The organism is Serratia sp. Ser99 (assembly GCF_024519545.1).
GTDB classification, from domain to species: Bacteria; Pseudomonadota; Gammaproteobacteria; order Enterobacterales; family Enterobacteriaceae; genus Serratia; species Serratia liquefaciens.
Genome location: NZ_JALJRT010000001.1, coordinates 730,546 through 750,755, shown reverse-complemented (window position 1 = coordinate 750,755; position 20,210 = coordinate 730,546). Strand labels below are relative to the sequence as shown.

General features: G+C 54.0%; 25 protein-coding genes. 8 read left to right on the top strand and 17 right to left on the bottom strand.

Annotated features, from left to right (window positions below; translation table 11 throughout):
• Positions 1-23: 23 nt before the first annotated feature.
• The 3 genes from NR114_RS03635 to NR114_RS03625 all read right to left on the bottom strand — a co-directional run bounded on the left by NR114_RS03635 (position 24) and on the right by NR114_RS03625 (position 3,581).
• The gene (locus NR114_RS03635; RefSeq protein WP_020826399.1) at positions 24-1,052 is read right to left on the bottom strand and encodes an ABC transporter permease; all 1,029 of its coding nucleotides are present in this window, start codon (positions 1,050-1,052) and stop codon (positions 24-26) included.
• A gap of 17 nt (positions 1,053-1,069) precedes the next feature.
• Positions 1,070-2,554, bottom strand: a complete 1,485-nt coding sequence (locus NR114_RS03630) for a sugar ABC transporter ATP-binding protein (RefSeq protein WP_020826398.1) — start codon at positions 2,552-2,554, stop codon at positions 1,070-1,072.
• 97 nt (positions 2,555-2,651) lie between these two features.
• The gene (locus NR114_RS03625) at positions 2,652-3,581 is read right to left on the bottom strand and encodes a sugar ABC transporter substrate-binding protein (RefSeq protein WP_020826397.1); all 930 of its coding nucleotides are present in this window, start codon (positions 3,579-3,581) and stop codon (positions 2,652-2,654) included.
• Between the two features lie 535 nt (positions 3,582-4,116).
• On the opposite strand from NR114_RS03625, the gene NR114_RS03620 reads away from it, so the two are divergent.
• From NR114_RS03620 to NR114_RS03605, 4 genes are all read left to right on the top strand, one after another.
• On the top strand, positions 4,117-4,959 hold the full coding sequence (locus NR114_RS03620; protein WP_048760595.1) for a class I fructose-bisphosphate aldolase: 843 nt from the start codon (positions 4,117-4,119) through the stop codon (positions 4,957-4,959).
• A gap of 122 nt (positions 4,960-5,081) precedes the next feature.
• Positions 5,082-6,683: a sensor histidine kinase gene (locus NR114_RS03615; protein ID WP_256813998.1), complete on the top strand. Its 1,602-nt coding sequence runs from the start codon at positions 5,082-5,084 to the stop codon at positions 6,681-6,683.
• A 3-nt stretch (positions 6,684-6,686) separates the two neighbouring features.
• A complete protein-coding gene (dcuR, locus tag NR114_RS03610; protein ID WP_048760591.1) occupies positions 6,687-7,400 on the top strand; it encodes a two-component system response regulator DcuR in 714 nt (237 codons plus the stop codon).
• Positions 7,401-7,516: 116 nt separating this feature from the next.
• Positions 7,517-7,801: a LysR substrate-binding domain-containing protein gene (locus tag NR114_RS03605; RefSeq protein WP_218167532.1), complete on the top strand. Its 285-nt coding sequence runs from the start codon at positions 7,517-7,519 to the stop codon at positions 7,799-7,801.
• Here the strand turns inward: NR114_RS03605 and NR114_RS03600 are convergent.
• The 7 genes from NR114_RS03600 to fabV form a co-directional block, all read right to left on the bottom strand.
• Entirely contained in the window at positions 7,798-8,157 is a 360-nt protein-coding gene (locus NR114_RS03600) for a hypothetical protein (RefSeq protein WP_020826392.1), read from the bottom strand. The genes NR114_RS03605 and NR114_RS03600 overlap by 4 nt on opposite strands.
• A gap of 42 nt (positions 8,158-8,199) precedes the next feature.
• On the bottom strand, positions 8,200-8,508 hold the full coding sequence (locus tag NR114_RS03595) for a hypothetical protein (protein WP_234529574.1): 309 nt from the start codon (positions 8,506-8,508) through the stop codon (positions 8,200-8,202).
• Positions 8,509-8,535: 27 nt separating this feature from the next.
• Positions 8,536-8,856, bottom strand: coding sequence for a hypothetical protein (locus NR114_RS03590; protein ID WP_234529575.1), 321 nt, complete (start codon positions 8,854-8,856; stop codon positions 8,536-8,538).
• A gap of 177 nt (positions 8,857-9,033) precedes the next feature.
• Complete coding sequence (locus NR114_RS03585; protein WP_122078620.1) at positions 9,034-9,258, bottom strand: hypothetical protein; 225 nt, start codon at positions 9,256-9,258, stop codon at positions 9,034-9,036.
• Between the two features lie 221 nt (positions 9,259-9,479).
• Positions 9,480-9,695 carry a helix-turn-helix transcriptional regulator gene (locus NR114_RS03580; protein ID WP_041415317.1) on the bottom strand — a complete coding sequence of 72 codons (216 nt, stop codon included), beginning with the start codon at positions 9,693-9,695 and terminating at the stop codon, positions 9,480-9,482.
• A 7-nt stretch (positions 9,696-9,702) separates the two neighbouring features.
• Positions 9,703-10,266: a DUF2975 domain-containing protein gene (locus NR114_RS03575; protein WP_048760583.1), complete on the bottom strand. Its 564-nt coding sequence runs from the start codon at positions 10,264-10,266 to the stop codon at positions 9,703-9,705.
• Between the two features lie 142 nt (positions 10,267-10,408).
• Positions 10,409-11,608 carry an enoyl-ACP reductase FabV gene (gene fabV, locus NR114_RS03570; protein WP_020826387.1) on the bottom strand — a complete coding sequence of 400 codons (1,200 nt, stop codon included), beginning with the start codon at positions 11,606-11,608 and terminating at the stop codon, positions 10,409-10,411.
• Between the two features lie 148 nt (positions 11,609-11,756).
• Here fabV and NR114_RS03565 point away from each other — a divergent pair, with 148 nt between their 5' ends.
• On the top strand, positions 11,757-12,668 hold the full coding sequence (locus NR114_RS03565) for an aminoglycoside phosphotransferase family protein (RefSeq protein ID WP_234529576.1): 912 nt from the start codon (positions 11,757-11,759) through the stop codon (positions 12,666-12,668).
• Positions 12,669-12,711: 43 nt separating this feature from the next.
• On the opposite strand, the gene NR114_RS03560 is transcribed toward NR114_RS03565, so the two are convergent.
• A complete protein-coding gene (locus NR114_RS03560) occupies positions 12,712-13,062 on the bottom strand; it encodes a DUF4377 domain-containing protein (protein WP_041415315.1) in 351 nt (116 codons plus the stop codon).
• Between the two features lie 301 nt (positions 13,063-13,363).
• On the opposite strand from NR114_RS03560, the gene NR114_RS03555 reads away from it, so the two are divergent.
• On the top strand, positions 13,364-13,900 hold the full coding sequence (locus NR114_RS03555; protein ID WP_046373856.1) for a DUF4136 domain-containing protein: 537 nt from the start codon (positions 13,364-13,366) through the stop codon (positions 13,898-13,900).
• Positions 13,901-14,399: 499 nt separating this feature from the next.
• Here NR114_RS03555 and NR114_RS03550 read toward each other — a convergent pair whose 3' ends face one another.
• The 4 genes from NR114_RS03550 to ftnA all read right to left on the bottom strand — a co-directional run bounded on the left by NR114_RS03550 (position 14,400) and on the right by ftnA (position 16,913).
• Entirely contained in the window at positions 14,400-14,741 is a 342-nt protein-coding gene (locus tag NR114_RS03550; RefSeq protein ID WP_020826380.1) for a YebY family protein, read from the bottom strand.
• A 69-nt stretch (positions 14,742-14,810) separates the two neighbouring features.
• Positions 14,811-15,692, bottom strand: a complete 882-nt coding sequence (copD, locus tag NR114_RS03545; protein ID WP_234529577.1) for a copper homeostasis membrane protein CopD — start codon at positions 15,690-15,692, stop codon at positions 14,811-14,813.
• Positions 15,693-15,695: 3 nt separating this feature from the next.
• Entirely contained in the window at positions 15,696-16,079 is a 384-nt protein-coding gene (gene yobA, locus NR114_RS03540) for a CopC domain-containing protein YobA (protein ID WP_020826378.1), read from the bottom strand.
• Positions 16,080-16,394: 315 nt separating this feature from the next.
• Positions 16,395-16,913, bottom strand: a complete 519-nt coding sequence (ftnA, locus tag NR114_RS03535; RefSeq protein ID WP_020826377.1) for a non-heme ferritin — start codon at positions 16,911-16,913, stop codon at positions 16,395-16,397.
• A 372-nt stretch (positions 16,914-17,285) separates the two neighbouring features.
• Here ftnA and NR114_RS03530 point away from each other — a divergent pair, with 372 nt between their 5' ends.
• Positions 17,286-17,516: a DNA polymerase III subunit theta gene (locus tag NR114_RS03530; protein WP_020826376.1), complete on the top strand. Its 231-nt coding sequence runs from the start codon at positions 17,286-17,288 to the stop codon at positions 17,514-17,516.
• A gap of 30 nt (positions 17,517-17,546) precedes the next feature.
• On the opposite strand, the gene pip is transcribed toward NR114_RS03530, so the two are convergent.
• A complete protein-coding gene (pip, locus tag NR114_RS03525) occupies positions 17,547-18,500 on the bottom strand; it encodes a prolyl aminopeptidase (protein WP_020826375.1) in 954 nt (317 codons plus the stop codon).
• 172 nt (positions 18,501-18,672) lie between these two features.
• Entirely contained in the window at positions 18,673-19,098 is a 426-nt protein-coding gene (dksA, locus tag NR114_RS03520; protein WP_020826374.1) for an RNA polymerase-binding protein DksA, read from the bottom strand.
• A 438-nt stretch (positions 19,099-19,536) separates the two neighbouring features.
• Here dksA and exoX point away from each other — a divergent pair, with 438 nt between their 5' ends.
• Positions 19,537-20,205, top strand: a complete 669-nt coding sequence (gene exoX / locus NR114_RS03515) for an exodeoxyribonuclease X (protein WP_256813997.1) — start codon at positions 19,537-19,539, stop codon at positions 20,203-20,205.
• The last annotated feature ends 5 nt before the right edge of the window (positions 20,206-20,210 follow it).

Here is a 20,210-nt window from a genome sequence, read left to right as displayed (position 1 = left end):
GCACCGGCGGAGATTTACGGCAATCAGTGTTTTTTGCGGTTACGGTGCATGTCGATAGACACCGCGGCGACGATAATCACGCCTTTGATAATGTCCTGAATATAGGAGTCCACGCCGATAAAGGTGAATCCGCTTTTAATCAGCCCGAGGATCACCGCACCGATCAGCGTGCCGGTAATGCGCCCAACCCCACCCATCAGGCTGCTACCGCCAATGACCGCGGCAGCAATCGCATCCAGCTCGTAGGACATCCCCATGCTCGACTGACCGCTGCTGACGCGCGCCGCCAGGACCACGCCCGCCAGTCCGGCCAGACCGCCGGCGATGGTATAGACCGTCACCAGGTATTTATTGACGTTGATACCGGAAACTCTGGCGGAGGTCATGTTGCCGCCGATGGCGTAGATGTATTTGCCGTAGCGGGTATGCTTCAACGCGATGTGGAAGATCACCGCAATCACCAGGAAGATGATCACCGGCATCGCGCCCTGGCCGATTGAGGTGAAGCCGTCGGACAAGAAGCTGACCGGGTTACCCTGGGTGTAGTACTGCGCCAGGCCACGTGCCGACACCATCATGCCCAGAGTGGCGATAAACGGTGGAATGCCGGTACGGGTGATCAGGAAGCCGTTGATAAACCCACAAACAATACCTACCCCGATCCCCGCGCCGATCGGGATCGCCGCCGGCAGATCGAGGAGCGCCGGGTACATCGGCGAAATGCTGTCTGAGGTTTGCGCCAGGCTGGCCGCCACCACCGCCGTCAACGCAATCAGCGAGCCGGAAGAGAGATCGATACCGGTGGTGATAATGACCTGGGTCACGCCCACCGCGATGATGCCGATAATCGCTACCTGCAACACGATCAGCAGCAGCCGGTTAGGGTTCATCAGAAATGACTGGTCGCGGATGTACCAGCCGAGGATTTCAAAGACCAGCGCGATGCCGATCATCACGATAAAGATGCCGGTATCTTTCGGCATTTTGCCGCTCAGGCCAGAGAACAGGGGCGCTTTACCCGCAAGCGGCTTCTCAATTTTTACATTACTCATGGTGGTTCACCTTTGCGTTATTCAGAGGCCAGCGCCAGGATTTTTTCCTGATCCGCTTCTTCTTTATCCAAAATGCCGGTAATACGGCCGCCGTGCATCACCATCACCCGGTCGCTCATGCCGAGAATTTCCGGTAATTCCGATGACACCAAAATAATGGCGACGCCGCGGTTCGCCAGCTCGCTGATCAGGCGATAGATCTCCGCCTTGGCCCCGACGTCGATGCCACGCGTTGGCTCATCGAGGATCAATATTTTGGGCTGGGCCAGCAGCCAGCGGGCAATAAGCACCTTCTGCTGATTACCGCCGCTGAGGTTATTGATGATTTGGTCCATGGTCGGGGTTTTGATGTTGAGCTTTTTGATCTGCTCCATGCAGTCTTTGGCCATTTGCACATGGCTGACAAACCCGTTCTTGCCGATGTACTCCGACAGGTTGACGATGCTCATGTTCTCAACCACCGACAGCACCAAAAACAGCCCGGATTTTTTGCGATCTTCGGTGAGGAACGCCAGGCCGAGTTCAATAGCTTTTGAGGGTGAATCGACCTTTGCCGCTTTGCCTTCGATAAAAATGCTGCCACCGTCCGCCGGGTGCATGCCGAACAGGCTTTCCATTACTTCGCTGCGGCCGGCCCCCACCAGCCCGGCGACGCCGAGGATCTCGCCCCGTTTCACGCTGAACGAGACATCGTGGAACCAGTCCGAACGCCGCAGTCCTTCCACCCGCAGCACTTCCTCGCCGATATTGTTGTTGAATTTAGGGAACATCTGGGTCAGTTCGCGCCCTACCATCATGGTGATCAGCGACTGTTTGGTCAGGTTTTCGGTTTTATCGCTGGCAATAAAGGTGCCGTCGCGGAAGATGCTCACCTCGTCGGTGATGGCAAAAATCTCGTCCATCTTGTGGCTGATGTAGATAATGCCTTTGCCCTGCTCACGCAGCTCACGAATGATGGCAAACAGATGCACCACCTCGCCTTCGGTCAGGGCCGAGGTGGGTTCGTCCATGATCAGGACGTCCGCGTTGTAAGACACCGCCTTGGCGATCTCCACCATTTGTTGGCTGGCGATGCTCAGCTCACCCACCAGCGTTTCCGGCTTGAGTTTGATGTTCAGCCGCGCCAGCAGCTCGCGGGTTTTCTTGTTCAGTTGGTCATGGTTTACGAAGCCCAGCTTCGCCGGCTCACGCCCCAGCCAGATATTTTCCGCCACCGTCATATAAGGCACCAGGTTGAGTTCCTGGTGAATCATGGAAATGCCCGAATGCAGCGCCTGCAACGTGTCGCTGAAGGTCACCGGTTGGCCTTTTATTTTAATGGTGCCTTCATCGGGGTGATAAATACCGATTAAACATTTCATCAGCGTGGATTTTCCCGCGCCGTTTTCGCCCATTAAAGCGTGCACGCTGCCTGGTTTGATTTTAATTGAGACCTTATCCAGCGCCTTCACGCCGGGAAACTGCTTACTGATGCCTTCAGCCTCAAGAACATAAGGATACATACTGATAACCTCCGCCGTTCGTCAATGCATCCCTGCCGTATTTACCGTCGAGTGTCGGATAAATACGGCAATGGATATAACCGCGCTGCTTTAACGCTTATTTTCTGTTCTTGTCGGCAAATTCCTGATAATTGGCCTTGGTGATCAGCTGATAAGGGATCAGGACGTTGCTTTCCACCTTCTCGCCTTTAACCAGCTGAATGGCAGTTTGCACCGCGCCTTCGCCCTGGCCTTTAGCATCCTGGAATACGCTCAATGCCAGATCGCCCTTCTTGATGAATTCCAGCGCATCCGGAGTCCCATCCACGCCAGCTACCAGCACGCCGCTCTTCTTCGCCTGTTTCAGCGCCAGGATCGCACCAATGGCCATTTCGTCATTGTTGGAGGCGATGGCATCAATCTGCTGACCGGTCAGCACCCAGTCGGTGGTAATGTCGACGGCTTCTTTACGGCCCCACTTGGCGGTTTGCTTGTCGAGAATTTTGATGCCGGGATACTTGGCCGCCACCTCTTCCACGCCGCGGGTGCGGTCGCGGGTCGCTTCATTGGACAGTTCGCCCATCAGGATCATCACGTTGCCCTTGCCGTTCATCAGCTTGGCCAACTCTTCCATCTGCAGCTTACCGGCCAGTTTGGAATCTGAGCCTACGTAGGCCATGCCCGCAGGCAGCGTCACTTCCGGACGGCGGTTAACGAACACCAGCGGGATCTTGGCGCTTTCCGCCAGTTTGATCATCGGCTTCACGCCCTGGGTATCGACCGGGTTGAGGATAATGGCGTCGACGCCCTGGCTGACGAAGTTCTCAATCTGTTGGATCTGCTGAGCGATGTCCCCTTTGGCATCTTCAAATTGACCGCTGACGTTGCCGTCCTGTTTCATTTTGCTCTGCATGGACTGGCGTAGGATGGTGAGGAAATTGTCATCGAAATAAGCCATTGAAACGCCGATTTTGATGTCTTTTGCCAATACGCTGGCCGGCAGCATGCACATCAATACCGAGGTGACGATCAGTTTCTTCAGCTTCATGTTCTGTACCCTTTAATCGTTAGAGTGAAGAGGCCTGTTGATTTGACAGCTAATGAAAAATATTTTTTACATTCAAACAACAATCCGGTCGGTGATATCCCTTTGATACGGCAGATTTACCGCTTTTCTTCCGTCTTCTGGCAGTGTGTGAAATTTTGATCAATGTCTCAAAATAGATTAAAAACAATCAATTGAAATAAAACCCTTGCCTAACTCGTTACGTCATATCGTAACTTTCAAATGTTTATTTCAAAATTGAGATTATTGAAACTTTTTAACCCAAACAAGCGAAACATGCGTTTTGGAATAACCAAGTAACAAAAACATGACACGGATCTAACAAATGGCGCAAAAGCCATCAGCGTACGCGTTCCTTTAGTGCGTTCAGCGACGAGAAACGCTCTGCCGTGATGAAAAAACGCGAGGGGTTCTCTCAGTAAATATGCGAGCGAGCGCGCAGTTTGTGGATCCACGGTTTCATCCCGCGGTTTACTCGACAATACTGAATGGACATGTGTTTTCAGGAGGATCTGACATGCAGCTCAGCAGTAAGGTACGGATGAACCGGCTATTCAATAACGGCAAGTGCCTCGACGTGGCGATTGATCACGGCATTGCCAATGAACCGGATTTTTTAATCGGTCTGGAAGATATTGAACGGGTCATGAATAGCCTGATCGTCGCCCGCCCCGACGCCATTCAGGTGAACTACGGCCAGGCGGATTTGCTGCAATGCTCGACGCAACGCGATAAACCGGCCCTGGTGATGCGTACCGACGTCGGCAACGCTTATAACGCCGCGCGTCACCGTGAAATGTGGGCGGTGTTGCATAATCCGGAAGCGCCGATCCTCGCCGCGCTGCAGATGGATGCCGCGGCCGTGGTGGTGAATCTGTACCTGATCCCCGATGAACCGGGCATTTTCCGCCAGTGCGTGGAAAACATCGGCCGCCTGCGCCATGCCTGCGATCGCTATGGCATGCCGCTGATGGTCGAACCGCTGGTTATGGCGCCGGCCGGTCAAGGGTCGGCTTACGGCTCATTGGGCGACGTCGAAAAAATGGTGCCGCTGGTGCGATTGGCGCGTGAGCTGGGCGCCGACATCATCAAAGCCGACCCTACCGAACGGGTGGAAGACTTCCACCGCGTCGTTGAAGCGGCGCGTTGCCCAACGCTGGTCCGCGGCGGCGGTAAAGGTGAACTGGGTGCGGTGCTGGAGAAATCTGCGGCGCTGATGGCACAGGGCGCATCCGGCATGGTGTACGGCCGCAATGTGTATCAACACGATAATCCGTCAAAAGTGGTGCGCGCGCTGATGGCGATCATCCATCAGGGAGCCAGCGGCCAGCAAGGGCTGGAAATCTACCATCAACCCTGATCCCGGCTTTTGTAATTAAAATAATCCCTCCCCCGGCGGCAGCATGTTATAACCTGCTGCCGGTCGCTGCCCCGCGCCCCATTCCCCGCTAAAATCCTGATACGCCCATTCGGAGAACCTCCATGCCCAAACAACGGATACCGCTGAAACTCAGCACCACCCTCACGCTGATGGTGTCTGCCATTATTGCTTCGGTGCTGCTGGTGGTGTACGCGCTGTTTTTTGTGCAGATGAGTCACGAGGGGCAAGATCAGCAGCGCCAAAAGGCGATGGCAATTGCCGAAACGGTGGCGCTTTCCGGTAACGTCGTTGACGGCCTGCAGCGGGAAGATCACAGTGGCGCGATCCAGCGCTTCGCCGAGCAGGTGAGACATCAAAACGAGCTGCTGTTCGTCACCGTGGTGGACATGAAAGGCATCCGCTACTCGCACCCTAAACCCTGGCTGATCGGCAAGCATTTTATCGGCGACGATTTAGAACCGGCCCTGTACGGGAAAACCAACAGCGCCATCAACCGTGGCGCGCTGGCGCCTTCACTGCGCGTCTTTGCACCGGTCTACGACAGCGAGCGCCGACAGATAGGGGTAGTGGCGCTGGGCATCGCTCTCGATACCGTCCACCGGGTGGTGGCCGAAAGCCGCTGGATTATCTATTTAACCCTCGCGTTCGCCGCGCTGGTCGGCACGCTGGGTATCTTCTTCCTGGTGAAAGCGCTTAAGCGCATCATGCTCGGTTTTGAACCCTACGAAATCTCTAACCTGTTTGAACAGCGCAACGCCATGCTGCAATCGATTAAAGAAGGCGTCATCGCGGTCGATAACCAGTCACGTATCACCATTGTTAACGACGAGGCGAAACGCCTGCTGCGCCAAAGTGGCCCCTTCGAAAATCTGCTGCTGGAGTCCGCCAGTAAGTACTGGCCGGCCCAACTGCATCTGGCGGAAGTTTTGGCCAGCGGCAAACCGTTACGCGACCAGCAGATCAGTTTTAACGGCAGCGAGCTTTTGACCAATACCGTGCCGGTGATCGTCAAGGGCCAGGTGATTGGCGCCATCGCCACCTTCCGCGATAAAACCGAAATCAGCCAGTTGGTGCAGCGCCTGAGCGGTATGGCCCACTACGCCGACGCATTGCGCGTACAGTCGCACGAGTTTATGAACAAACTGCACGTGATCCTCGGCATGCTGCATATGAAGGCTTACCAGCAGTTGGAAAACTACATCATCAACACTGCCAGTAACTACCAGGAAGAGATCGGCGCGCTGCTACGAAAAATACAGTCGCCAGAGGTCGCCGGCTTTTTTATCGGCAAAATCAGCCGCGCGCATGAGGCCGGCATTGAGCTGACCATCGATGAGACCATCCTGCTGCCGGAAACCGACGACGCGGAAACCACCCATGTGCTGATCAGCGTGCTGGGCAACCTGATTGAAAACGCCATTGACGCCATCGACGGCGTTGAGGGACACGAGATCAACCTGAGCTTTCATCACAATGAGAATCACTTACACTGTATAATCAGCGACGACGGCCCCGGCATCGATCCGGCTCTCGGCGCCCGTATCTTTGAGCAGGGTGTGTCCACCAAAGGGCCGGGACGCGGTATCGGCCTGGCGTTGATCCGCAGCAGCCTGGAAAAACTGGGCGGCAGCATTGATTTTGAATCTGAACCGGGTGTACTGACCCAGTTCTTTGTCCATATTCCCTATCAGGCCAAGGGCTGACCCATGATTAACGTATTGATTATTGATGACGACCCGATGGTAGCGGAGTTGAACAAATACTACCTCAGCCAGGTAAGCGGCTTTCACTGTCAGGCCACCGTCGCTACGCTGGCGCAGGCACGCGAGTTGCTGGCCGATACCGATGTCAGTATCGATCTGGTCCTGCTCGATATCTATATGCAGCAGGAGAATGGCCTGGATCTGCTGCCTGGCCTGCGCGAATTGGGTGAAAAAACCGACGTCATTATCATTTCCTCCGCCAGCGACGTGGACACGGTGCAACGCGCCTTGCACTACGGCGTGGTGGATTATCTGATTAAACCCTTCCAGTTCGGCCGTTTCAAAGAGGCGCTGAGTAACTACCAGCAGCAGTCGCAGATCCTGGCACAGCGCGAATTCTCACAGGCCGATGTCGACAGCCTGCTGCGGCGTCAGCCCAACAGCAGCGAAGGCAAGAAACTGCCGAAAGGGTTAACCAGCATTACGCTAAGTACGGTATGCGAATGGATCGAACAGCAGCACGATGGGGAGTTTTCGACAGACAACCTGGCCAACGCTATCGGCATTTCGCGCGTATCCTGCCGTAAATACCTTATCTATCTGGCGGAAAGTGGCATTCTGGGCACCCGCATCCTGTACGGCACCACCGGCAGACCGGTCTATCTTTACCAGTTAAAGCCGGACGCGGTCGCCATGCTGAAAGAGTATTGCCGCTAGACGATGCCCCTTGGGGGCTCATCACGCATCATTGCGTCCAGGGGCCACTCTTTTAATCTCACTACCTTTACACAAAGGTGCGCAGCGCGGCGACAAAATCCTCTTGGCGCTCCACGTTGGACAGATGCACCACCGGCAACACCAGCAATTCGGCTGCCGGGACGGTACGGGCCAGCAACTCATTATGCGACAGCGCCGTGACCGGCCTGGTGTGGCTCCCCAACTGGCTGTCGACCCGTTACCTGCGCAGCGGTGAACTGGTGCCGGTACTCAGCCAAATTCGCCTGCTGCCCAGTGAAATCCACGCCGTCTGGCCTCACAGCCGTTATTTACCAGCCAAAACGCGGGCGGCGATCGACATCCTGCTGGCGCAGATGCCAAGCCAGTTGCCAGGGAACTAAAGGTGGCGTTTGTGCCCGGGAAAATCCGTCATCCCGCGCGGCAGGTTGCACAGTTTGCGGTATTCTTGTTTCCGCTTGCCACAAGGGTAGTGGTACTCGCCATACAGCGTTTTAAGCTGCTGCCGGTTGGCCTGCTCGGCGGCGGCGCGTTGCCGTTCCAATTCAAGCGCCTTCTCATTGGCCAACGCCACGCCCTCGGCACTCCATACTTTATGTTTTAACCCGCTGCGCTTTTGCTGGTACTCCTCAGAGATTTTGTTATCCAGCGGCTGTGCGGCATGGTATTGCCAGTCAACCGACGCCTGCAATGAGAAGCAAGACCACTGCGCCACGCAGGCAAGAAAAATCCGTTTCACTGATAGACTCCTGATATTAAATTCACCTGTTGACTCACAAAACTATCTTCTGGCTATGGCGCTCTTACCGACTAAAAACAGCGGCACAGGTGTTGCCCGACATACACGCGGCAACATCGCGGACTCCAGCGTTTTGCGCTCAAGGCGTATCACGGCAAGACGCGTCTGTTCCGAACGTATTTGCTCTACGTACCACAGATGTTGCAACAGCCCGTTAAACCGTAATCGGTAATCCACGCGGCTTTCCCCCGTCTCGAAACCGGCGCGCTGAGCGTGCTTGTCGACAAACGAATAGCAACAAGAAGACGCCAACAGGGCGAGTGCCGCTGCCATTAAAGAGGTCAATTTCAAAAGCAAAAACTCCATTAGTGCATGAGGCTAGCAACCGTTGATAAGCAGCGGTCGTTCTTCGCGCGGCAATGCCGATGGATGCGGTTCACTCGCGGCGGCAGCCTTGCCCCTCTGCCCTTTGCAGGCTTTACGCTGAGCCAGCGTATTGTCTTCACTTTGCGTCGATACCAGAGGTCGCTGTTTCTCGTTGCCCATCTCGTCCCAGAAGTCATGAGCCACCTCTTTGAGTTTCTTGCGAAACAGCACCGAAGAGACGCCTTCATGCTCCCGCTCATAACGCGCGGCGGCAGCCTGCTGGCACCAGGGCAATAATAGACATATGAAAATAACGGGGATGCCTTTTTCCACAATAAACTCCTGTAATAAGGCCCATAATGGCGCTCATTCCCATTAAATAATGAAAAGTACTTATTGCTGTTAAAATAAACAACGCGAGAAGAACAACATATTACCCGGCAAAGCGTAAACCTTAATTAAATGAGTGCCATTGGGTTTTTAATTCGCAGGATAAATATATTTAGTGAATTAGCGATCCCACAATGTTGACCAATCGATGGTTCCACCGATACTCGGCCCTCTCTCGTTAAGCACCGCAGAAGCCGACTCTCCCGCGCTGATGCGCTGCCGTTGCTCACGTGTCGCCGGCTTTGGCTGTTCCCAGCCAGGGCTTGAAGACGAAAAGCCGGGTTGAATATTGCTGCAACCGCTTAGCATAATTAACAATACCGGGATCCCTTGGTAAAATTTCATATATCCTCCTTTAAAATAAACGCTATCATTAGCAACGGTAAATAAAAAAATGACTTTTTTTAGTTTAATAACCCCCCTTCAAACGCGAGCAACGTCAAAACGACCTTATTAATTTTAAATAAGGTGACTAATGATTTAATTGACAATAAAAAGGCTTACAGTACCGACGATAATAATTAATCAATATATTGACGATATGGCGCGCAAAGCACGCCACCGCGCTAGTCTTGGTTATCCGGTTGCCAGGCCAGGAGATCGCCAGGCTGGCAATCGAGGATCCGGCAGATTTTATCTAACGTCTCCAGCCTCACGCCCTTCACCTTGCCGTTCTTCAGCAGGGACAGGTTTTGTTCGGTGATGCCCACCTGTTCCGCCAGTTCCTTCGAACGCATCTTCCTTTTGGCCAACATGACATCAAGACTTACTATTATCGCCACTCTATTCTCACACGAAAGAAAGCTGTTCTTCATTCAGCCGCAACGCTTCCAGGAACACCCGGCTAAACACCAGGATTGCGCAGCCTACGATCAGCGAGCGTACCGATTCGCTGTTGATACCATAATAAATTATTAGCAGCATTTTTTCATTGGCCGTCAGTATCATCACCTGCAACATCCCGGCCAGCGAGGGGAAAAGCACATCGACAATCAGCAGGATACCGATGATCTGTAACAGCAGCATATTGTTGCGGTGCCAAACGTTGCCGCGATAGAACTGGTAAAACAGCCCAGCGCCGCACAGTAATGCGCTGTAATAAGGCACGTAGGCGAACATGTCCAACAACAGGGTGGCCACTAAAGCCCAGCGTTGCTGCGGAACGGCATAGGCGTTCAGTTCTGGGTAATAGTCACGGTAGGACGCCACGATGCTGTTGAACGCCTCGCCCTGCACCCAACCCTGGACAATCATAAACATCTCCACGCCGGTGCTGACAATCAGCATCGTCATGATCAACAAACACAAGCAACGTACATAAAGCGGAAGGTGGATCCGTGGCGCAGCGCCCATAGCGATTTCATCCTTAAACACAGCAATAAATTATCGTAAAACGATAATTTATTGCTGTCAACGATCAACTGGACTGATGAGCGGCTGGGTGACAGGCGTAAAAAAGGCCGGAAACCCGGCCTTTTCTCAATACTCGATGGATTTAGACCAGCTCAATCACATCAAACTTAACTTCACCGCTGAGATCGGCTTCGTAATCAACGCCTTGCAGACCAAAACCGAACAGACGCAGGAACTCGGCCTTGTAGCCCAGGTAATCGGTCAGTTCGTTGATGTTGCTGTCGTCGATTTGTGCCCAGATTTCACGGCAGGTGTTCTGTACGTCGTCGCGCAGTTCCCAGTCGTCCAGACGCAGACGGTGCTTCTCATCGGTATCCGGTGCGGTGCCGCTGTACAGCTTGGTGGCGAACAGACGTTGGATCTGCTCGATACAGCCTTCGTGGATCCCCTGCGCTTTCATGATTTTGAAAACGATAGAGATATACAGTGGCATGACCGGGATAGCGGAGGAAGCCTGAGTCACTACCGACTTCAGTACGGCAACGTAAGCCGCGCCGCCTTTGGCCTTCAGTTTCTGATCGATGGCCTGCGCCGCGCGATCCAGGTCTTCTTTGGCTTTGCCCAGCGTACCGTGCCAGTAGATTGGCCAGGTCAGATCGGTACCGATGTAGGAGTAAGCGACTGCCTGCACGTTGTCCGCCAGCACGCCGGCTTCTTCCAGTGCGTCCATCCACAGCTGCCAGTCCTGGCCGCCCATCACTTTGACGGTATCGGCAATTTCCTGCTCGTTGGCCGGTTCAACCACGGCTTCAACCAGCACGTCTTTATTGGTGTCGAGCGCCACGGATTTGTACGGTTCGCCGATAGGTTTCAGCGCAGAGCGCACCACTTCACCGGTTTCCGGCATTTTACGCACCGGCGAAGCCAGTGAGTAAACCACCATGTCGATCTGGCCCAGATCCTGTTTGATCAGGTCAATGACCGTTTGGCGGCATTCGTTGGAGAACGCATCGCCGTTAACGCTTTTCGCGTACAGGCCTTCTTCTTTAGCTGCCTTGTCAAAACCGGCAGAGTTATACCAACCGGCAGAACCGGTTTTGCCTTCGCTGCCCGGCTTTTCAAAAAATACGCCGATAGTGGCCGCACCGCTGCCGAAGGCGGCATTGATACGTGACGCCAGGCCGTAACCGGTGGAAGCACCGATCACCAGCACTTTTTTCGGCCCGTTTTTCAGTTCGCCACGTGATTTAACGTAGGCGATTTGCTCACGGACATTGGCTTCACAACCTGCCGGGTGAGCGGTAGTGCAGATAAAACCACGAATTTTAGGTTTGATAATCATAGTAATTTTTTCTTGGTAGCTAAAAACCGAAGGACAATATACCTGATTTTATCAATATACTTAAGCTGGGTGCATGGCAGATTTGCAACAAGCCCAGTGAGCAGACCAGTCTCACTCGTTAAATCTCAGCCTTGAAGGAAGTGCGCACGTGAGTTTTATCGCCAAATTACACGCCGACGAAGTGGATATTGATCTCAACCTGGTGACTTCCATGCTCACCGACCAGTTTCCGCAGTGGGCGGCGCTGGCGATAGCGCCGGTCACTATTGCCGGTACCGATAACGTGATGCTGCAGTTGGGCGACGAGCTCTATATTCGTCTGCCGCGCACGCCGTCTGCAGCGGCGGCGCTTAAGCGGGAAAACCGTTACCCGGCGTTGCTAGCCCGTTATCTGCCGGCCCCGGTTCCCGTTCCGCTGGCGCAAGGTCAGCCGCAAGCAGGCTACCCTTTCAACTGGTGCGTAGGCCGTTGGATCCAGGGGCACATGCCGGTTTGCGGCGAAGGCAGCCCTGGGCTGGCGCAACAGCTGGGGGAATTTGTCCACGCACTGCATGCCATCCCTGTTACCGAGCCTGAGTTGCAAAAGAGCCTGACCTCCTATCGTGGCGGCCCGCTTGGCGCCAGAGACACCCTCACCCGCAACGCGATAGCGCAATGTGGTGACTATCTCGATACGGACATTCTGCTGCACGTATGGGAAACCGTTAGCCAGATACAGGAGAACAGCGCTACCCCATGCTGGATCCACACCGATATCCAGCCGGGCAACCTGCTGGTCAACGAAGGTAAGTTAGCGGCGGTAATCGACTGGGGTGGTATGGCGATTGGCGATCCGGCGGTGGATTTGATTGTCGCGTGGAATTTATTGAGTCAGGACAACCGCGAGGATTTTATACGCGCCGTGGATACCGATAAAGCCACCTGGCTGCGTGGCCGGGCCTGGGCATTGTCGATTGGCGTGATTGCGTATGCGTATTACGTTGAAAAAGAGCCTGCGTTGGCGCGGACTTCACGCTATCAGATTGAGCAGGTAGCGGCGGACGTTGGGTTATCGCTTTGAGGCTATCAGGTCAGGACATTCGGCCCTGACCTGCATACGGCTATCAGACCTTGTTCTTTTCCAACTGCTCAACCAGCGTATAGCGCAGTGAAGAAGCGTCAGCCGGGACGTTTTCCAGTTCGGTCACTTTAACCTTCAGGCGGTAGCGGTAACCGGGCTCGAAGGTAAAACCTTCGATCTGGCTGTAAAACATTTCCCACTGGCCCTGCACAGAGTGGCGAACCTGCATGCATTTCATTGGGGCTACGCCCATGCAATCTACCAGCGCGCTGTTAACCAGCAACACTTCCGTATGATCTCCGTCTTTATTCACGGGTTGGCTCACTTTCGCTCCCTCCTGGCTGCAGCCGGCGAGGCCGACTAAGGCGATAAATAACAACGCTTTGATTTTCAACGTAATGCACCATTGAGACTTTAGGTGAGCCGATAGTAACAAAGCCACTGCCACCGCGGCCAGCAGCATGTTCTTAATTTTCAGTGAACGAGCCGAAACTCCGGCGTATCGCTACGGGTTCGGGTATCCGCGACCTGAATCGCCTGATGCCCCCTACGGAACACACACCCTGCTCTTTCTGGCGAGATCGTTACGGTTTTTCGTTCCCTCGGTCCACCTAACCCGTTCCTGCCAACCAGATTTGCCAAGCTCACCTTCTGGGGCTAAGTTTATGAAACTAATAATCCTACAGGGGTTTTCTATGCGTTCGCTTTCTTGCCTTTTGCTCGCAAGTTCCTTGGCTTTATTGTCGGGCTGCGCCAACCAGCCGCAGGTGACCAGCGACTATGACCACAGCACCAATTTTAGCCAATACCATACCTACGGCTTTGCTACAGAGGCCGAGGGGCAGTACTTAACGCTGACGGGTAAATATATTCATAGCGCCATAGCGCAACAGATGGAGCAGCGCGGCTATAAGCTGAGCGCATCCCCAGACCTGTTGGTTTACAGCAGCGCAATGAAACAAAACAAAGTGCAGGTGAATGACTCCCCCGCGCCGATTGGCCGCTGGGGCTATGCCGGCTGGGGCGGATACAATCAAACACTGTGGACCTACACCGAAGGCACCCTGACGGTGGATCTGGTGGACAGCAAGAAGAAACAGCTGGTCTGGCGCGGAACCGCCAGCGACACGCTCAACTCAGACGCGCAACCTGCCAGCCAGGCGCAGCTTCAACAGGCGGTAGCCGCGCTGTTCGCCGCTTATCCCTTCCGGGCGGGAGCTGCAAACCGCTGATGTTTTTGAATCATTAACAGGAAAGCTTAGCCACTCTCGCAAGCCCTATTTCAGCCAATAGGGCTTGATGTATCTGTTGCACTGTTAAGCTGACAGATCACCACGTTATCCCCCCAACACCTCTCGTCCCCCTCGTAGCTATCATGCAAAAAAACGATCTTTCCTTTGCAGCGCGTTTTATTACCGGGGTTTGAGTCTGGGCAAAGCCATGGTTGCAGCTTATTTTTCTAATTGCAGAAAATTAACTGATAAATCAAACACAAAAAAAGACCGAATACGATTCCTATATTCGGTCTAGGGAAATGGCTCTTGGGAGAGAGCCGTGCGCTAAAAGTTGGCATTTTGTGCAAGGCTTGTTCAGCCGTGCACTTTAAGAGTAGCTTACCGCGCTATTTTTGCCAGCCAGCCGCACGGCCGGTGATAGTTTCATTACGGAATTAATTTCGTGCAATTATCCATCACCGGTTAACCTCGCACTAAGCCATTGGGGGATAAGCGATTAGTTCGCGCAGAGCTTCTCGGCGCGTTCGCGGTACGGCTCAACACTCATCTTATGGCCTGGATTGGCGGCGTCATCGAGCAGGATCACGTCCAGCGGTTGAGCGCGTTGCTGCCCTGCTTTCACCTGCGCTTCTGCGGCCGCGTTAAGCGGGTACTGCATCAGCGTGCTGTTGTTGAGCACGAACAACGCACCGCCGCTGCGGCACTGCAGCGTCACTTCTTCTTTGGTGAACGCCCACTGCTTGCCGTATTCCAGCTTGGTGATGTTCACCAGTTGGTCTGCTGCCAAAGCACCGGTCGCGGTTGCCAGCAGCGTCATGCCAAGTAATACCGATTTCATGTTATGGCCTTAGGGTTGCTATTTGATTCAATTTTCCCGCAGTTTGGGGGCATCCGGCAAGCCGGAATGTTATACCGGCGCATAGGTTGCAAATAAACTGACCAGCAGCAGCACCACCGCCCCTAACCCCAACTCCGCCCAGCAGGCAAGCACCAGCCCGCGCTGCGCCAGCCGTGGCATGCTGCTCATCGCCGGGACGACGGCGTAGCGGTTGGCTAATGCCACCATAACCATCAGCGCCACCAGCGCGGTTTTAAACAGCAGCAGGCGTTGGTACGGAGAATCTACGTCCAACGGCCAACTGCCGAGAATGATCAAACTGTTGATTACGCCGGTCAGCAGCACCAGCGCCACAGCCAGGTGTCCCCAGCGCGAGAAGCGTATCAATGTGGTCACCGCGTCGCTGCGCCACTGCGGTTGGGTCAGATAGCGCAAACAGACCAGCAGCGGCAACAGGCTGCCAAACCAGTACCCGGCCGCCAGCAGGTGCAGCGCATGATTGAAACGATGCAGTGCGCCAAGCCCCCCACCATGCATCGCCGCATGGCCGATAAACGCCATGCTGACCAACAGCAATGTGGAAAGCAGCGCCAGCAGTTGTGTACGACGTGGCTCGGCGAGCCACAGGCTCAGCAATGCCAGCATTGAAATGCCCAGGTGCCAGCGCCAAACCTCGCCAAAGGTGGTGCCCAGTACTGCCCACCACACGTCCAGCCGCCAGGTATCTGCCCAGCCGTCGCCCATCTGCCCGGCCTGAATAGCCAGCAACGCAATAGCGGACAGCCCGGCAAGCCAGGTGCAAGAGACCAACAAAGGACGCACATCACGGGTGAGATACGGAGAAAGGCGCTGCGGCGACAATAAGGCGGTGAATAAGCTGGAGCCAAACATCAGCATCACCGCCGCAAAGTGCACAAAGCGACACAGGACAAACAGGGTCGCCAGACTCATGGGTCAGTTTACGGTGAAGCTGTATTGGCCCTTGGTTTTATGACCGTCGACCGACACCACATGCCAGCTGACGTTATATTTGCCTGCCGCCAGATCGCCTTCGATAGGCAGATTGACCTGGGTATTGTTGTTCGCATCGAGCTGCAGCTTGCCGGTTTTCACTTCGGCGTTGTCTGGGCCGGTGATTTTAATGCCGCTGAAGTTGGGCTCAATACCCTCGGAGAAATTGAGCGTCAGCACCTTGGGTGCCGGACTCACGCTGGCATCTGCCGCCGGCGTTTCAACTTTTAAATGGGCATGCGCCAGTGCCTGCTGTGAGGACAGCCCGACAAACAGCACGAAAATGGTGGAAAGCAGGCGATAAGAAGTCCGAATTTTACCGATCACAGTGATATCCCTTAAAGCAATAATCGAGGGTGATAAGGAGCCAGGCTAACCGCCAGGGCGATGTATCAGCAGCCCAACCCACCGCAGATGATTGCGCCACGGGTAAACAGAATTACGGGAGTAACCCCCTGTTTTGACTCTCAACCTTCCCTGTAGCGTATCGCGTCAAATGATAACGAGTGTCATTATGCAAGTCGAGCAGAACGCTGGCATTTTGCGATCCAGTAGCACATATCGCTGTAAAACCGCGATAAATGCAGGGCATAAAAAAACCGCGCACCGGCCAACGCCGACACGCGGTTTTCTACAAAAGGATTAGGCCTGGCCGTTACCGTTTTCGCCGGCCGCACCCATTTTCTTCAGATCTTTATCAATGAAGAACAGGGCATTGCCGCTGTTGCCCACCAGCGCCAGTTTATCCAGTACGGACTTGAACAGCTTCTCTTCTTCGTGCTGCTCGGCAACATACCACTGCAGGAAGTTGAAGGTTGAATAGTCATGAGCGGTCATTGCCGCGTGCGCCAGTTCATTAATCTGGCGGGTGATCAGTTGCTCATGTTCGTACGTCTGTTGGAACACCTCTGCCAGGGAACCAAACTCAACCGGCGGCGCGGCGATGGTGCCCAGCAGCGGCAGTGCACCGGTATCACTGAGGTATTCGAACAGGCGCTGCATGTGCTGCATCTCTTCCTGAGAGTGTTCTTTAAGGAATGCCGCGGCGCCTTCAAAGCCTTTATCGCTGCACCAGGCACTCATTTGCAGATACAGGTTGGCAGAGTAGAACTCCAGGTTCAGTTGCTCATTCAGCTTTTTGGTCATTTCAGGCGTCAGCATAATCATTCCTTTATTTTGCAGGTATCAACTTAATTTTTCCGCATTATGCCCTGACGAAAACAAAATAAACACACCTGATTTACATCATCGACGATTTAATTTTAAATTAAAATAAAATCAAATGGTTATGAAAAACACCAATTATTCATTTAAATAATTATGATAACTATTTCCATCTGTAAATTTAATCAAAAAGCGAATCATTCTTATTTATAATAATAAATGAATTGCATTGCTGAACGAATAATAAATAACCTTTTCCGTTACCGGTTATTGGTGACCATCCCCCCCTGCGCGCTTCAGGCTTGCCAAGCGCCGCCGGGTGGATTACCTTCTGCGCTGATCCAATGCGGTAACAGTAAGGAGAATACGGTGGGTTACAATTTGGCAGAGCTTTCCAAAGAAGAGATGGACAAAGTGAACGTTGATCTCGCAGCTTCCGGCGTGGCGTTCAAAGAGCGCTACAATATGCCGGTGATCCCCGAAATGGTTGAGCGTGAACAGCCCGAACACCTGCGTGATTATTTCCGCGAACGCGTGGCGCACTACCGTGCCGAATCGCACAAGTATTCGCGCCTGCCGTACGAACCGAAATCCAAATAATAAAAGCCCGCCGTAGTGGCGGGCTCGGTGTCATTTGCCGGCAAATTTGTCGGTCGCCAGCATTAACTGGTGCAGGATGCCGGGCTCATCGAATGAGTGTCCGGCTCCCTCGACAATATGCAGCTCCGCCTCCGGCCAAGCCTTCGCCAGATCCCAGGCGTTTTGTACCTGGCAAGCCATATCGTAACGGCCATGGATGATCACCGCCGGAATATGACGGATCAGCGGAACGTTGCGCAGCAGTTGATCGTCGCTGTCCAGGAAGCCCAGATGAGTAAAGTAGTGGTTTTCGATACGGGCGAACGCCAGCGCGAAATCGTCCTCGCCAAAAGAAGCCGACTCGCTGCTGGGCAGCAAGGTCACCGTCTCCCCTTCCCACACGCTCCACAGTTTGGCCGCTTCCAGCTGCACCTGCGGATCCGTTGAGGTCAGGCGCTGGCGATAAGAAGCAATCACGTCCTTGCGTTCTTCCTCTGAAAGAATCGACAACACACGTTCCCACTTCTCCGGGAAGAAGCGCGAAGCGCCGTCCTGATAGTACCAATGCAGCTCCTGCTTGCGCAGGGTAAAGATGCCGCGCAGCACCATTTCACTGACGCGCTGCGGATGAGTCTGTGCGTAGGCCAACGCCAACGTTGAGCCCCAGGAGCCGCCAAACACCAGCCACTGATCGACACCGGCCATTTCGCGCAGCCGTTCGATGTCCTGCACCAGGTGCCAGGTGGTGTTGTTGTCCAGGCTGGCATGCGGCTTGGAACGGCCACAACCACGCTGATCGAACAGCAATACCTTGTAACGCTGCGGATCGAACAGTTGGCGGTGATAAGGAGAAATGCCGCCCCCCGGTCCACCGTGAATAAAGACTGCCGGTTTACCGTTCGGGTTACCGCTCAGTTCCCAGTAGATCCGGTGGCCATCCCCGGTGTCCAGCCAACCGCTGTCATATGCTGCTAACGGCGGGTACAAACCTCGTAATTGTTCCATGGCGCTTCCGTCTCTCTGTGGGTCATACCCTCATCAAAGCCGAAGCCACTCATTTGGTCAACGGTAAATCCTGAAAACTCCTACGCTCCCCAACAAGTTAAGGTTCGTTTGCTTAAAATGAATACGACTTGCCGGCAAAATACCGGCTGGCCGTTGGGAGCCAGCCGTAGAATCAACCCCGCTTACGCAGATGCGGTTCGCGCATTTCCTGCGCGGTTTTGGCCTCAATGCTCAGTTCCGCCGTTGGCCGCAACAGCAAGCGCGCCAGGCCAATAGGCTCTCCGCTTTCACGGCAATAACCATAGTCGCCGTTATACAAACGCGTCAGTGCCGCGCTGATTTTCGGCAGCAAACGGCTTTCGCGATCCAACTGGCGAAACAGCAACCGCAAGTCTTCTTCACGCGCGGCCTTGTCCGCTTCGTCACCTGAAACTTCACCGCTGTCGATATCCCGCTTCAACGCATCGATGTGCTGCAGCAGTTTTTGCTGCTCTTCCAGCAAGCGCTGGCGAAAAAAAGCCCGCTGCGCCGGGTTCATGTAGTCAGACTCCGGCATGGCCAGGAGCTGTTGCTGGTTTAACATGGAAACGACTGTCATCGCGCTCTCCGGTTAGGAATTAATTGTTATATTATAACATATCAAATATTTTCAGCAGCCTTTCCTGAAAAACAAAATTCAACCTATAAACAATCGATTAACTAAAACACCTGCTTTCATGCTTGCATCCGACAGGCGTAAGGGGGTTAATGGCTGAGCAACCCACCCAACCATAGGTAACTGAGAGGCCATCATGAGTAAGGGAATGGATAGCAAAAAAAATGCGAAGAAGAAGCCGTTGAAAACCCCTGCTGAAAAACGCGCAGGCAAACGCGCCAAAAAAGGGCAAACGTCCGGCGAGTAAGCGAACTTCTAACCGTAGAGTTAAACCCGCCAAGGCGGGTTTTTTGTTGCCTGAAATAACGTCCCCGCTTTCAACGGTTGGCATTGGCGTAACGGCCCGTTAAGCTAAACTTGTGCAGCCATCCTGAGGAAACCATGAATTTACGCGTAATAGATACTGAAACCTGCGGGCTGGAAGGCGGCGTAGTCGAAGTGGCCTCTGTCGATCTGATTGACGGGCAAATCACCAATCCCATGAACGATTTGATCAGCCCTGACAGGCCAATTGGCATTGAAGCCATGGCTATTCACCACATTACCGAGCAGATGGTCGAAGGGAAACCGCGGATCGCGGTGGCGATCGGGCGTTATCTCGGCAGCCCCTACTATGTCGCTCACAATGCGGCTTTCGATCGCGGCGTACTGCCTGAAATGCACGGCGCCTGGATCTGCACCATGAAGCTGGCCCGTAACCTGTACCCGGACATCAAATACGGCAACCAATATCTGCGCTACGCGCTCAATCTGGATGTGCAATTGCCGCAGGACACAACCCTGTATCCGCACCGCGCATTGTATGACTGCTACGTGACCGCCGCGCTGCTGCAACGCATCATCAAGGATTCAGGCTGGACGCCGGAGCAAATGGCGCAAATCACCGAGCAGCCGGTGCTGTTGAAGAAGTTTAAGTTCGGAAAATACCGTGGGCAGGAAATTGATCGCATTGCGCAGGAAGATCCCGGCTATTTGCGCTGGATGCTGAAATCCATTGAAGATCTCAGCCCGGACATGAAACACACGCTGAAATACTATCTGATCGGCTGAAGAAA

What these genes read in the sequence shown, in the direction of transcription:
- NR114_RS03635 (WP_020826399.1), bottom strand. Translation starts at nt 1,052, where the DNA reads ATGAGTAATGTAAAAATTGAGAAGCCGCTTGCGGGTAAAGCGCCCCTG.
- NR114_RS03630 (WP_020826398.1), bottom strand. Translation starts at nt 2,554, where the DNA reads ATGTATCCTTATGTTCTTGAGGCTGAAGGCATCAGTAAGCAGTTTCCC.
- NR114_RS03625 (WP_020826397.1), bottom strand. Translation starts at nt 3,581, where the DNA reads ATGAAGCTGAAGAAACTGATCGTCACCTCGGTATTGATGTGCATGCTG.
- NR114_RS03620 (WP_048760595.1), top strand. Translation starts at nt 4,117, where the DNA reads ATGCAGCTCAGCAGTAAGGTACGGATGAACCGGCTATTCAATAACGGC.
- NR114_RS03615 (WP_256813998.1), top strand. Translation starts at nt 5,082, where the DNA reads ATGCCCAAACAACGGATACCGCTGAAACTCAGCACCACCCTCACGCTG.
- dcuR (WP_048760591.1), top strand. Translation starts at nt 6,687, where the DNA reads ATGATTAACGTATTGATTATTGATGACGACCCGATGGTAGCGGAGTTG.
- NR114_RS03585 (WP_122078620.1), bottom strand. Translation starts at nt 9,258, where the DNA reads ATGAAATTTTACCAAGGGATCCCGGTATTGTTAATTATGCTAAGCGGT.
- NR114_RS03575 (WP_048760583.1), bottom strand. Translation starts at nt 10,266, where the DNA reads ATGGGCGCTGCGCCACGGATCCACCTTCCGCTTTATGTACGTTGCTTG.
- fabV (WP_020826387.1), bottom strand. Translation starts at nt 11,608, where the DNA reads ATGATTATCAAACCTAAAATTCGTGGTTTTATCTGCACTACCGCTCAC.
- NR114_RS03555 (WP_046373856.1), top strand. Translation starts at nt 13,364, where the DNA reads ATGCGTTCGCTTTCTTGCCTTTTGCTCGCAAGTTCCTTGGCTTTATTG.
- NR114_RS03550 (WP_020826380.1), bottom strand. Translation starts at nt 14,741, where the DNA reads ATGAAATCGGTATTACTTGGCATGACGCTGCTGGCAACCGCGACCGGT.
- copD (WP_234529577.1), bottom strand. Translation starts at nt 15,692, where the DNA reads ATGAGTCTGGCGACCCTGTTTGTCCTGTGTCGCTTTGTGCACTTTGCG.
- ftnA (WP_020826377.1), bottom strand. Translation starts at nt 16,913, where the DNA reads ATGCTGACGCCTGAAATGACCAAAAAGCTGAATGAGCAACTGAACCTG.
- pip (WP_020826375.1), bottom strand. Translation starts at nt 18,500, where the DNA reads ATGGAACAATTACGAGGTTTGTACCCGCCGTTAGCAGCATATGACAGC.
- dksA (WP_020826374.1), bottom strand. Translation starts at nt 19,098, where the DNA reads ATGACAGTCGTTTCCATGTTAAACCAGCAACAGCTCCTGGCCATGCCG.
- exoX (WP_256813997.1), top strand. Translation starts at nt 19,537, where the DNA reads ATGAATTTACGCGTAATAGATACTGAAACCTGCGGGCTGGAAGGCGGC.